Below are 13,708 nucleotides of genomic sequence, written 5' to 3'. Positions count from 1 at the left end.
CAATGATAATATCTAATCTATTATAAATAACTCAATTCTTATATTTAATTTATTAATTTAGTTATATATGGAAAAATCTGATATCATTTCAAGCAACCTTTTTGCCGTAGCCTTTTACAATCTCGAAAACTTATTTGACATTTATGATGATGATTTAACAAATGACAACGATTTTCTTCCTGATTCTGTAAAGCGATGGACTCCTAAAAGATACCAAAATAAATTACGTAAATTAGGATTGGCCATTTCAAATATTGGAAAAGAGGAAACAGGAACAAACCCGGCTATCATAGGACTTGCTGAAGTAGAAAACAACTTGGTATTAGACGATTTATTGACTTCAAAACATTTGAGGGATTTGAATTATGACTACGTTCATTTTGATTCTCCTGATGAACGCGGCATTGATGTAGCTTTCTTATATGATACCACTGTGTTTGAAGTAGAAGTCTCTGAAGTATTTCCAGTCAATATTTATGATACTGATGGTACTGTAGACTACACCCGAGATATTTTATTGGTAACTGGATTTTTATATGGTGAACGAACCCATATTATGGTTAATCACTGGCCTTCCAGACATGATGGCGAATTGGAAACGGAACCCAAACGTATGTTGGCTTCAGAAAAAGCAAGCGAGGTTATTCAAACAATCAAGTCCGAAAATCCTGAAGCTAAAATTATCGTCATGGGAGATTTTAATGATGATCCCAATAGCAATAGCATTAAGCACTTGGTCAATTCCAATGACTTACATAATCCAATGAACGCCTTGTTAACAAAAAAGCAAGGAACCACCGTCCATGAATTTGAATGGAATTTATTTGATCAAATACTATTCAGTACCAACTATTTTGAAACAAGCAAAGGCAATATATCATTTAATCGAGCCAAAATATTCAATGTTGATTTCTTAAAACAATTTCATGGCCGCTATAAAGGGTCACCTTTTAGAACATATGTTGGTAAAAAATACAAAGGTGGTTACAGTGACCATTTTCCTGTTTATATGTTATTACAGGTGAATTAAAAAACAAAAGCCTGCTGTGATTCAGCAGGCTTTTGTTTTACTATTTATGGGTCAAAATTAGTTACCCGTTACTTCTAAATTATCAATGTGATATCTTGTAGTAGCAGAAGGATCAGAACCTACATACTTGAATGCTACTCTTATGTCTCCATCTAAACAATCAATACTAATATCTCCAACATTATCAAATCCACCAAATCCAACTGCTGGTGTATTTGGGATATTGACATCTACTTCAGTCCATTCGGTTGTAGTAACATCACCTGTGTAATTATCGGTAATCAAAACACTTAAAATAACGCCATTTGCGTAGGCAACTTCTAAATCAAAAGTTAAAGCTTCATCCGTTGTTCCATCAAGATTAATATCTGGTGTAACCAACCAAGTCTCCATTAAGCTTTCTCCAGAGCTAAATCCAGAAATTTGAGCATAATTATTGCCACTGAAACTACCAATAATAAATTCTTCACTTCCTTCAACCAATATTTGTTCCCAACCTTGCGCTTCTAAATCAGATATATTGGAAACAGACTCCATGTTTTGGGAGAAAATTGTTTGGGCAGTACCAATAGCGCCACCACATTCCAATACGTTAGGATCACATCTGTCAGTACTATCAAAATTAATATCAGCTCTTGAATTGATAATTAAAACACTAAAATCATCTCCAAAATCACGGCTGTAAACACCTTGGATAGAACCACGCCCTTGATCTACTTGAAGTGATTTAAAATCAGCAAATGTACTGGTTTGCAACGGAAGTGTGTTGTTGTTTGCACAACTTTCCAATGTTCTAAAGCCATCAAACTCATCACTTGATTCACCTGCAAAGGTCATTCCTAATTGGCTTCTATGAAATTGTGTATCATTTAACTGTACTAATGTATTCTCATCAGCTTCCGTTAAATCATTAATTGTTGTAATCTTTGGGGTGATTTCAGCAACTTCAGAACCTCTTAAAATAAAATCTCTGTATTCAAAAGCTTGAATTTGATCAACCTGACTTCCTTGACCTTTTCCAACTACCAAAACGCCATTTGATTCACCAATAGTCAATCCTGTTAATTTAACATATACCTTGCGTCCAAACTGATAGGTGTTATATAAACTACTCACATTCACAGATACTCTTAACCCTAATCTAGGGTCTTCAGAAGGATTACTATCATCTGTCTTGTTTTGAATAATTAATTCTTCAAAAAAGTTACCAGATTGATCACTTGAAATAACATAACCCTCTATGTATAATTCTTCATCTTCTGGAATGATAGCTGTTGGGTCTCCATCGTTTTGAGCTTGTTCAAATCTTTGGTAAACAGCTAAAAAAGTCGTTATATTTTCTTGCGGGATATTAGGTTCCTGAACCGATACGTCTGGTAAGTTATAATCGTCATCACTAACACAAGATGACATAACTAATGCAAGTGTCAATACACTTAACACGAATAAATTTTTAATTGCTTTCATTGTTTTTGATATTATATTTTTCATATTTTTTTAGAATCTAAAGTTAAGGTTTACGAAATAGGTAGCGCCACGTGCATACCAGTATTTTGATCCAAATACAGGTGTATCCAGTGCTTGATCATCTCGCAATTGGCGATAGTTGGCATTTCTACCTTGTTCGAAACCTCCTGTTTTGTAAACTTCATCCAAAAGGTTATTGACACTTGCAAAAAGACCAATGTAGTAGTCCCCTATTTTCCAAGATTTTCCACCAGTAAGGTTAACTGTAAAATAATCGTCAAACTCTTCTTGTTTCAATAGTTCGCGAGCAAGGTCTTCATCGTAATCGTTAAATACATTTCCATCAGAATCAGTTGTAAAGTTTGTTGTTCTGGTCAATGGGTTCACGTCTACATAGGTATTGGTAAAGTAATTAACCGTTGCACCAAACCACCAGTAATTCGGGTCACGATATTCAAAACCAAACGAATAAGCTTGTTGCGGTCCTCCTGCTATTTTATAATCTTTTAAATTAGAAGTGCCATAATCTCTATAACCATTAGTAAATCCGGCTATTTGAGATTCATCATTAGGTTCGGTAGTTAAGTATAGGTTTGGATTATTATCGTATGTAAATTGCCCAACCGATGCAACCCCTTTAAGTTTTAAGGTTGGTAATACTTGAGCTTCTATACCCAATTCAGCACCAATGTGCTTTTTGTCGATTCCTTGTAATACCTCTTGTACAAAAACGGCATTGTCACCACCAACACCATCAGCATAATAAAATGAAATTTCATTGGCATCTTCTATTTTAGTATAGTATCCAGTTAATTTAGCTTTTACTATTGGTGAGCGGTAAATGTAACTGACATCTGTTGATAATATCTTCTCTTCGGTAATTCCAATACCATTTCTATCACCAACTACATCATGATTTTCTCTGGAATTAGCAAAGGTATTTCTTAAAGTAGGTGCCTTTGACAAATAACCTCCATTAACATCAATTAAGTGTTTTCCGGATACTTTATATGTAAAGCCTCCTTTTGCTCCAAGACCTGTAAACTTAACTTCTCTACCCTTACCTAAAGAGTTTTCTGGGAAGGCACCATTTTGATACAATCCTTCTCTTTGGTAAGTTGTATTGGTGTAGCTACCCGCCAAGTAAAAATCTACTTTATTGTACTTGAATTGTGCTTGTGCATATCCAGACAAGATATTGGCATAAAAGTTATAGTTATATTTAAATTTATCACCTTCACCAGCCAATCTGTTAGGGTTTAACATATCATTTTGAGCACTTTCTATATCCGTTGCAAACGCATCGACATCTAAATAAGAACTTGCTCCAAATAAATCGATGATTTCGGCAAAATTTTCTGATTTAAGATTCTTATAATTAATAGAAGCATTCAATAGAATGTTTTCATTAATTTCAGAACTCAAAATAGTATTTACAGTTAATTGAGAATCATCATTGCGGTCCTCATACAAGGCATAAATAGCATTTCCTCCTGTTGAAGCATTACTGATATTAGCAAAATAAAGGTCATTCCAATTAATTTGCCCATTGTTTAAAAATTCTTGTTGAGCCCCATAAGCAAATCCCAAATCCTCTGGATTGTTTCTCACAAAGTAACTTGGTAACTTTTGGTAGTAAGTTGGACTTGGGTTTGACCCGCCACCTTCAGGGAAACCATCAACTAAATCCGTTCCATTCCAGTCTAAACGGCTATTCCCAATCTTACCAAACTGATATGCTACATTGGTGTTTAATTTGGTCTTACTACTAATATCCCAGTAATGGTTTAACATTAAAATAGGCTCTTCAATCTCTTTGATTCTTGAGTTACGCTTATCACCATCGTACCAACCCCAATATTCGTTGTACTTAATACCTTTAAGATCATATACCTCTTGGGTGTTTGGTGATGATTTACCTCTACGGTTAGGTGTGTATATTGATGTAAAGTTTAAACTATGCTTCTCTCCAAATTGTTTCTCAACAGATGCAAAGAAAGAATTTGAATCATACAAGGTAGCTTCTTGGTAGCCTTCTTTACCCCAACGTCTTCCTGCCATAATTGCGTAAGACCAGCCACCATCCAACAATCCAGATGCATAACTAGCCATAACACGATTCGTATAGCTTCTGTTAGAAGAAGAATAGGTTATACGCCCTCCTTCTCTATATTTGGAAGCTCTGACGATCATATTGGTTGTCCCCAAAACACCACCAAAATTGTAATTGGAAGGCTGAAGACCAGTTGTCAGCTCTTGATTACGAAGTACATCATTTAATCCGCCCCAATCACTCCATTGTGGTCTGCCATCATAGGTTTTGTTCATTTCAATACCATTGATTAAAACTGAACCGTTTTCTGAATCCAGACCTCTTACTCTAAAAAACGACGAACTGAATTCAAATGCTGCAGTACGTTGAAAGACATCTTGAGATGATTGTAATAGTCCTGAAATATTATCCAGTCCGGTACCATCATCGTTTAATTCATCATCAGATAATGTGATAGTAAATAAATCGGCAGTGTCCACTACTTTTTCCAAGGTCATATCAGTAATGTCAACTGTTTGCCCTTGATTAACTACTATGGGATATCTTTTGGATATATAACCCGATTTTGACACCACCAATATTTGTTCGCCAAGAGGAACTGTTTCCAAAAATTGAAACTCACCAACCTCATTAGTCAGAACTTGTAATTCAGTACCTTCTACTGCAACTGTTACTTCGGGAATTGGTTCATAGGAAACTGCCTCTGTGACACTCCCCTTTACTATGGCTTGCTGTGCGTGCATAGTAAATGCTGAAAAAATTCCGAATAAAAAAATAAATAAGTGTTTTTTCATGCTTAAACTTATGATTAATAAATTGATTCTGCGTTAAATAATGATTAATTAAAGCCTGCAAATTTACATTATTTATAATAAATATCTACTTTTGGCGTGAGATTTGTAACATCATAACAAAAACATAACATTCTTAACTCAATGAAAAAAATAAAATTTTTGGCGACCACTTTTTTGCTAGTAGTATTAGTCAATACTTATGCTCAAGAGAAAAAAAAATATAAAATACATACTGTCGCATTTTATAATCTTGAAAACCTATTTGATACCATAAATGACCCCAACAAGTTAGATGAGGCTAGCCCTATTATGGAAATGAAAATAGAAACAGGTGATATTTACAAAAGAAAGGTTCACAATATGGCTCGTGTAATTGCCGATGTAGGACAAGAGACCGCACATAATTCGCCTGTTTTATTGGGTGTTTCAGAAATCGAGAATCGAGAGGTCCTTGAAGATGTCGTTAATGATCCCTTGCTACTGGATAAAGATTATGGTATTATTCATTACGATTCTCCAGATGTTCGCGGTATTGATGTTGCCCTATTGTACCAAAAACAATTTTTTACGCCACTACACACCAGTTCACATGAATTAAAAATTTATGACGACACTTCCAGAGAACGCATTTATACTCGTGACCAACTTTTGGTAAGTGGTAAGTTGGAAGGTGAAATGGTTCACATAATAGTAAACCACTGGCCATCTCGTCGTGGCGGTGAGGCTAAAAGCAGACCTAATCGGGTAGCTGCTGCTCATTTAAACAAACGTATTATAGATTCATTACAATCGATAGATCCTTATGCTAAAATTTTTACCATGGGCGATTTAAATGATGATCCAACAAATGCCAGTGTCAAAGATGTTTTAAAAGCTGAAAAAGACAAAGAGAACGTTAGGTTTAAAGGCATTTATAACCCATATATTACTATGTTTAAGAAAAATGGACTGGGAACAACTGCTTATAGAGATGCCTGGAGTCTCTTTGATCAAATTATGTTTACAAAACCTTTTCTTGATAAAGATTATACGTCTTGGCGGTTTTATCAGGCAGGTATCTATAACAAGAATTACCTTGTAAACAAAGAAGGCCGATACAAAGGTTATCCATTGAGAAGTTTTGCCGATGGCGGTTTTACCAATGGTTTTAGTGACCACTTCCCAGTATATGTTTATATTATAAAAGAGGTGACCGAATAGAGCTCTAACACAAGCTTAATAAAAAAGACCAATTAAAATTGGTCTTTTTTATTTTAGATATATAAGTAAATTAACTTTAGTTAAACCAAGTGTTCCACGGAATTTTAGCCAAAACTAAAATCAGTGCAAGTGTATAAAAAATGGCAATTGTTTTTAATTTAGCTTTTGATGTTAATTTCTTCTTGTGCTTTGAATAACCCATTGTAATCAAAACAATAGCTAAAATCATAGTAATGGGATGTTCTACTATGTTTGAACGTAACATACTGTTTTTCATTATCTCTCCCATTCCCATATCCTTTATTAAGGAAAGATAATCGGCTGCAAAGAACAACACAATACCCAAAAGCAGCTGAATATGGGATACTATTAACGTAAAAAGCGATATGCGAAAATCCTTTGCTTCATACTCTTTATCTCCAAAGGTCTTTATCAAAGCATTTAAGGTTGCTAGGACTAAAATTAAGAGCACTAAATAGGCCCAATAAGAATGTAATATTTGAACGGTTCTATACATAGTATTCGTTTTATTGTGTTTAACAAATGTAGTGATTAATACCTATAAAAAAACCTCTTCGGATTGAAGAGGTTTTTAAATATTGTTAAAAACTTATGTTAGAAATTGAAACGGATACTTGTGTTCCAAGTTCTACCGTAACCAAAACGACCTGTGTTGTCTTTGTTAATTCCTTTATAGTTTTCTTCTGGATTAAGCGAAGCAGGTGTATTTCCGTTTACAGACTCTAAATACACTTCATCAAAAACGTTGTTTACGTTTACACGGAATTGTATTGAATTGTTCCCTTCACCAACTGGCATTTTATAAGAGAATCCTGCATCAACCGTATCATAAGAAGGCATTGATAATGGTGCACTACTTAATGCTCCTGTTGAGAACATATCGTTGTACCAGTTCCATCCAGCATCGATACTGGTGTTTCTACAAAATTCAAAACTACCATTAATACCAGCTGTTACTTGAGCAGCGCCTCCAACACTAAAGCCATCTACAACAATCTCTTCATCTGCCTCTACCTGGTTTCCATCTTGATCAAAAACTCTTAAAGTAGCATTATCCTTATATTGCCATTCACCCATTGATAAGAATCCATTCAATCTTAAGTTATCTAAAGGACGGGTCATAACTTCCAGTTCTACACCGTAATGTACTTGCTTTAATCCAAAAGTTTGATTTGATCTAAACTCATCATCTTGCAATCCGTTATTACCTACTAAAGTTCTATTGGCCCAAGTTGTATGGTATAGGTTTAAGTTTGCCGAGATAGCTCTACCACCATTAAATTGATAACCAACTTCAAATCCAGTAATTTCTTGGTTTTCAATTTCAGGGTTATATAATTCATTGCTGGCTCTATCATTCACATATAAGTTATCATGAAACGGTTGGCGTGAGTAGTAACCTGCATTTGCAAAAACCTTATGCATGTCGTTAATTGTATAAGCTGCACCAGCTTTAAGGTTATACCCAATGTTGTTTACTTTACCACCATCTTCTCCTTGACCAGGAGTAGACGTATTTAAAAACTCCGTTCTTACGTGAGATTGGTTAGAAAGAGCTCCTTGGAAAAATGCAGAGAAATTGTCTTTAGCATATTCTAACTGACCAAATACACCTTGATAGTTAATTTGCTCTTCGTAGTCATAACCGAAACGCTGTAAATGGTCTGTATTTGGATTAAAGAACACTTCCCAAGGATTGATACCTCCTGCTTCAGTTAAATAATACGTTTCACCACCACTATAACCCGAACTATTTGACGCAGAGTCAATTGTTATAAATTCTCTGATATCTCTAAAATGAATACCGTTATAAAAACGAATGTCTGCACCAATGTTAAAGTTTAAAGTTTCTGTAAGTTGATTGTTATAGTTTGTAACCAATCCATACCAGTTGTGGTTATTGTTAGACCCTCTAGCATAATCTACTGAACCAATAGACTGCGCAAAGCTACCACGACCCATAGAACCGTATAAAACAGTAGATAAAGATGATTTATCATTTATAGTCCAATCCCAGTTTAAGTTAGCCACTGGCTTATGGTAAATATTTCTACCACCAGGATAAACACCTTTACCACCATTCAAAGTATTTGGGCTATTTATGCCTTCAAAGCTCCAACCATTATATCTTCTTCCTCTACCATCGTTTTCTTCTGGATCTAAATAATCACCAATTGAATTTCCTCCAGCAACAGCATGCCATTGTGGCGCGCCTGTTAATAAGAAGTTTATAGCATGGTTTTCATTAGGTTGGTAACCCACAGAAAAGAAATACGTTTGTCCTTGTCCTTGTGTGTAATCTACGTAACCATCACCTTGCCAGTGTCCTAATAATCCTGAAAAAGACCATCCTTTTTCTCCTACACCTGTAGAAAAGTAAACTGTAGATTTGATATAGTTATCATTACCTACCATTTGTTGCACAAAACCACCAGGTTTGTTATCAATGGTTTTTGTTACAATGTTTACTGTACCACCAACAGAAGAAATCGCCAATTTAGAAGCACCTAAACCTCTCTGAACTTGAACTGCATTGGCTACATCCAACACGCCAGACCAGTTAGACCAGTACATCTTACCGTCTTCCATACCATTGATTGGTTGACCATTCAATAAAAAAGCCGTGTTAGTTTGATCAAAACCTCTCAAAAACATTTGACCATCGCCAAAACCACCAGCCTTAATATTTTGAACAGAAGGCGTTGATTTTAATATTTCAGGTAAATCCCAGTTTCCAGCTTTTTCTCTAATTTCATTGGCTTTAATTGTTGATACTGCGATTGGTGTTTTTCTGTCTTCAGCTAAATCAATAACTCCAGATCCAATGATAACCACTTCGTCCAGTGTGTTGTCGCTAGTTAAAGTAATCGCTCCTAAATTAGTATTCCCATCAAAAGTTAATGTTACTTTACCATATCCTACATAAGAAATGACTAACTCTCCAGAAGTTGCTTCTGTAGTAATTGAAAAATTACCATCAAAATCAGAAGAGACACCATTGGAAGTTCCCTTTTCAATAATGTTAGCCGCTGGTAGCGGTGCGTTCATTTCACCGTCCATAACGGTACCTGTCACAGTACTCTGTGCCATTGTAAAACCAGTAAACAAAATTGCTACTGAAAATAATAATCTTGTAATTTTTTTCATTGTATTAATAAGATTTGTTTTAAATTTTCGGCAAAATTAATCTAATAAACCATTCAAATATTACGATATAGTTAGTATTTTTTGATTTTACTGAAGATATTCAAAAAATTGATTTGATAATTTGTTAACAAATAAAGCTGTCAACAAGTTTTTCAACAAAAAATCAGGCCTTATTTTTGTAAAAATTCAAAAGATTGGCAGTAGAAGCATCGTGATTGACAATTGTGTTATTTTTTATATCGTGAAGGATACTTTTGGCCAGTTGTTTCCCTAATTCAACACCAAATTGATCAAAACTGAAAATATTCCAAATAATTCCTTGAACAAATATCTTATGTTCATACATCGCTATTAACTTACCAAGGCTTTCAGGAGTCAGTTTTTCTATAAAAATAGTATTGGTTGGTTTATTACCATCAAAAACCTTAAAAGAAGCTATTTTAGAAATCTCTTCTTGAGAAAGACCACTATCAGTAAGTTCTTTTAAAACCTCATCATAGGTTTTACCGTTCATAAGGGCTTCTGTCTGGGCAATAAAATTAGATATCAGCTTATCTTGATGGTCTTGATTACCGTGTAGTGATTTTGCAAATCCAATAAAATCTGCTGGAATCAATTTGGTTCCTTGATGGATTAATTGAAAAAAGGCATGCTGTGAATTGGTGCCTGGCTCTCCCCAAATAATGGTTCCCGTTTGATAGGTGATTTTATCTCCATTTCTGTCAACACTCTTGCCATTGCTTTCCATAATTCCCTGCTGCAAGTAGGTAGCAAATTGGTTTAGGTATTGTGAATAGGGAATAATGGCTTCGCTTTCGGCTTTGAAAAAATTGTTATACCACACACTCAACAATGCTAGCTGAACTGGAATGTTATTTTCAAAAGATTCTTCTTTGAAATGCTCATCCATTTTGTGGGCGCCAAGCAATAATTGTTCATAATTATCAAAGCCTAATGACAAGCTTATAGTCAGACCAACAGCAGACCAAAGGGAGAACCTTCCGCCAACCCAGTCCCACATAGGAAAAATATTATTCTCATCTATCCCAAATTCTTTTACTTTATCAATATTAGTTGAAACTGCCACAAAATGTTTTGCGATAGCATCATCAGGTAAGCTGTCTAAAAACCATTTTCTAATGGTAGTGGCATTGGATAGTGTTTCTTGGGTTGTAAATGTTTTAGAAACGATTACAAAAAGTGTTGTTTCAGGATTCAGTTTTTTTATTACCTCATTCACATGATCGCCATCCACATTACTTACAAAATGGGTGTTTAAATGATTCTTATAAAACTGAAGGGAATCAACAACCATCGCAGGACCTAAATCTGAACCCCCTATACCTATATTGACAATATCAGTAAATGTTTTTCCCGAATGACCCTTTAATCGACCACTAACCACCTCATTCGTAAAAACTTTAATTTGTTGCTTTACCCTAAAAACTTCGGGGACCACATTGTCCCCTTCAACATAAATCTTATCACTTATTGAAGCTCTTAAAGCAGAATGCAAAACAGCTCGTTGTTCTGTTTCATTGATAACCTCTCCTGAAAAACAACTTTTAATCGCCTCTTCCAAATGAACTTCAGAAGCTAGTTCCAAAAGTAATTCCTTGGTCTCATTGGTAATTCGGTTCTTGGAATAATCAATATAAAAGTCTTGCCAGCTGATTGATAAATTATCTGCGCGTTTACTATCGGAAGCAAATAACTCTTTCATGTGGACATCTTCAATTTTATGAAAATGTTCTTGAAGTTTTTTCCAAGCTTTTGTTGTGGTCGGGTTTATTTTGGGTAAAGCCATAAACTATTGTAAATCGGTAATTTCAGTACTTGAAGGCAGGTCTATTTCTAAATTATCATCAAACTCAATGGCGTCTAGTTGAAGCTTTAATGGTTTTATAAAATCTAAATAACGTGTTTTTAAACTATCAGAAATAGGTTCGGCTTCAGGTAGTTTTTCCCTGAAAGGGTCTACCTGTTTTCCGTTTTTCCAAAAACGATAGCAAACATGAGGACCAGATGTATTCCCAGTCATACCAACCCAACCTATAACATCGCCTTGTTTTACATACTGTCCAACTTTTACATTCTGCTTTTTCATATGTAAATATTGGGTTTCATAGGTGTTATTGTGACGTATTTTTACATAATTACCATTGCCTCGAGTATAGGCAGATTTGGTAACAGTGCCATTGGCTGTTGCTCGAATGGGTGTTCCAACATTGGCCGAAAAATCGGTGCCTTTATGCGGTCGGATTTTATTTCCATATAAAGCGATTCGTCGTCTTAAATTATATCTTGAAGAAATACGCTTATACTCAACTGGCGCTTTAAGAAACGCGCGTCTTAAGTTTTTGGCTTCCTCATTAAAATAATCTTTTAAGCCTTTAATACTATCCGTTTCAAATTCAAAGGCATAGAAAGGTTCACCTTTGTGTTCAAAATAAGCCGCCTTAATATTATCTATTCCAGCATAAATACTATCATCTATATACTTATCTGTATAGATAACCTTAAAGTTATCCCCTTTTTGAAGTCTGGTAAAATCAATAGTCCAGGCGTAAATATCGGACATTTTGTAGGCTAAAATGAAGCTAATCCCTTTCTCATCCAATGTTTCAGAAATGTTACTGTATATCGTTCCTGAAATTTCCTTTTCTACATACTTGATAGGTTTCCTACTGGTGTAAGCATGAATAGAGTCGTGAAAATTGATGACAACATATTCTTCCCTGTTGGGTTGATATATAAAACATTTAGGTTCTTGAAGTGTGTCTTTTGAACAAAGTAAGGTGTATGGTTTTCCTATTTGTAGTCTTCTTATATCAAAACTATCTTTGGCTCTTTCTGCAATTTGAAAAATTTTAGGATAACCTATTTTGTTGCGTTCCATAATGATACCAAAACTATCCCCTTTTCTAATGGTATCCCTTTTAACAATGTAGTCGTTTAAATTGAACCCAAATTCATAAATTTCTTGAGGCTCAATAACAGCTACCTCTTCTACCTTTTCTTGTTTTACTTTGTCACTTTTACAGTTAAACAGCGATAAGGCAATAACAAAAAGTATTATACATTCTTTCCCCAATCTGCTAATTCTTGTTTGGTCCATAAATCTGGAAAAAATATTCGTCTTTGATATTTTGGATGCATGTATTTTACCCATTCACTTCCTCCTGTTGCTTCGGCTGTTTTACCACCAATGTTTAAATAATGATTTGCTGTATTGTAGTGTGCCATTACCCATTTAATATTAACCGTGTGGTCATAATGTCTCATGGCATCAATCAACATCTTATCTTCTTTAACATCCTCTGGAAGTTGTTTAAACTTTGTCCAAAGATTATTTGTGTTATAGAATTTCGCAAATCTAATAAATTCATCTTTGTATCGCTCTTCGAAAACTGTTAATAAATAACTTTTCTTTCCTGTTTTATAATCTTTACCGGCTGCCTGCCAATATAAATGTTCGAAGGCGTGATCAAAAGATGTATTTCTATCAATTGTTTCCCGAAAACGGTTATCGATTAAATTAATGAGTTCTGTTGAGGAGAATTCAATTTTACGGTATTGAGCACTTTGAAAACCACTTGCGGGTGTGAGGGTATTTCTAAACTTATTGTATTGTTCCACTTCCATACCTTCCCTCATAATGTTAAAGGAGGAAGTCAACATATCAAAATAGCGACTAATACGCATCAATTTTGAAGAGAAGAAATCTGCAGTTAGCTGTTTGTTTTTGGCAACCTGCTCTATTTCCCAAAGAATCATTTTAAACAACAATTCATTGATTTGATGATACATGATAAATACCATTTCATCTGGAAGCGTAGAACGTTGTGTTTGAAGATCCAGAAGGGCATCTGTTTGAATATAATCCCAGTAATTAATGGGTTTACTGTAAAGCAACCCTTCTAGGTGGGTATCTAAATCTTGCCCTATTTTATCAAATTTTTCTTTTAATTGGTCGGTTAAATGGTTTGCCATTAT

General features: G+C 34.8%; 9 protein-coding genes. 2 read left to right on the top strand and 7 right to left on the bottom strand.

Annotation, left to right across the window (positions count from 1 at the left end; all coding sequences use genetic code 11):
* Window positions 1-67: 67 nt before the first annotated feature.
* Window positions 68-1,030 carry an endonuclease/exonuclease/phosphatase family protein gene (locus tag ACKXGU_RS09605; RefSeq protein WP_463465108.1) on the top strand — a complete coding sequence of 321 codons (963 nt, stop codon included), beginning with the start codon at window positions 68-70 and terminating at the stop codon, window positions 1,028-1,030.
* Window positions 1,031-1,087: 57 nt separating this feature from the next.
* Here the strand turns inward: ACKXGU_RS09605 and ACKXGU_RS09600 are convergent, their stop codons facing one another.
* Together ACKXGU_RS09600 and ACKXGU_RS09595 are read right to left on the bottom strand one after the other, a co-directional pair.
* Window positions 1,088-2,497: a DUF5689 domain-containing protein gene (locus ACKXGU_RS09600; RefSeq protein WP_463465107.1), complete on the bottom strand. Its 1,410-nt coding sequence runs from the start codon at window positions 2,495-2,497 to the stop codon at window positions 1,088-1,090.
* Window positions 2,498-2,527: 30 nt separating this feature from the next.
* On the bottom strand, window positions 2,528-5,344 hold the full coding sequence (locus ACKXGU_RS09595; protein WP_463465106.1) for a carboxypeptidase-like regulatory domain-containing protein: 2,817 nt from the start codon (window positions 5,342-5,344) through the stop codon (window positions 2,528-2,530).
* Window positions 5,345-5,485: 141 nt separating this feature from the next.
* On the opposite strand from ACKXGU_RS09595, the gene ACKXGU_RS09590 reads away from it, so the two are divergent.
* Window positions 5,486-6,544 (top strand): endonuclease/exonuclease/phosphatase family protein, encoded by a 1,059-nt coding sequence (locus ACKXGU_RS09590; RefSeq protein WP_463465105.1) that lies wholly within the window; start codon window positions 5,486-5,488, stop codon window positions 6,542-6,544.
* 76 nt (window positions 6,545-6,620) lie between these two features.
* On the opposite strand, the gene ACKXGU_RS09585 is transcribed toward ACKXGU_RS09590, so the two are convergent.
* From ACKXGU_RS09585 to ACKXGU_RS09565, 5 genes are all read right to left on the bottom strand, one after another.
* Window positions 6,621-7,061, bottom strand: a complete 441-nt coding sequence (locus ACKXGU_RS09585) for a hypothetical protein (RefSeq protein WP_463465104.1) — start codon at window positions 7,059-7,061, stop codon at window positions 6,621-6,623.
* 98 nt (window positions 7,062-7,159) lie between these two features.
* Window positions 7,160-9,712: a TonB-dependent receptor gene (locus tag ACKXGU_RS09580; RefSeq protein WP_463465103.1), complete on the bottom strand. Its 2,553-nt coding sequence runs from the start codon at window positions 9,710-9,712 to the stop codon at window positions 7,160-7,162.
* A 163-nt stretch (window positions 9,713-9,875) separates the two neighbouring features.
* Complete coding sequence (gene pgi / locus ACKXGU_RS09575; RefSeq protein ID WP_463465102.1) at window positions 9,876-11,519, bottom strand: glucose-6-phosphate isomerase; 1,644 nt, start codon at window positions 11,517-11,519, stop codon at window positions 9,876-9,878.
* Window positions 11,520-11,522: 3 nt separating this feature from the next.
* A complete protein-coding gene (locus ACKXGU_RS09570) occupies window positions 11,523-12,830 on the bottom strand; it encodes a peptidoglycan DD-metalloendopeptidase family protein (RefSeq protein WP_463465101.1) in 1,308 nt (435 codons plus the stop codon).
* On the bottom strand, window positions 12,788-13,705 hold the full coding sequence (locus ACKXGU_RS09565; RefSeq protein ID WP_103050822.1) for a tryptophan 2,3-dioxygenase family protein: 918 nt from the start codon (window positions 13,703-13,705) through the stop codon (window positions 12,788-12,790). The genes ACKXGU_RS09570 and ACKXGU_RS09565 overlap by 43 nt, the downstream gene beginning before the upstream one ends.
* Window positions 13,706-13,708 lie beyond the last annotated feature (3 nt).

It is taken from the genome of Hanstruepera sp. CR43 (genome assembly GCF_055227665.1).
The sequence above is the reverse complement of the archived record's forward strand: the minus strand, read 5'-3'. Positions and strand labels throughout refer to the sequence as shown.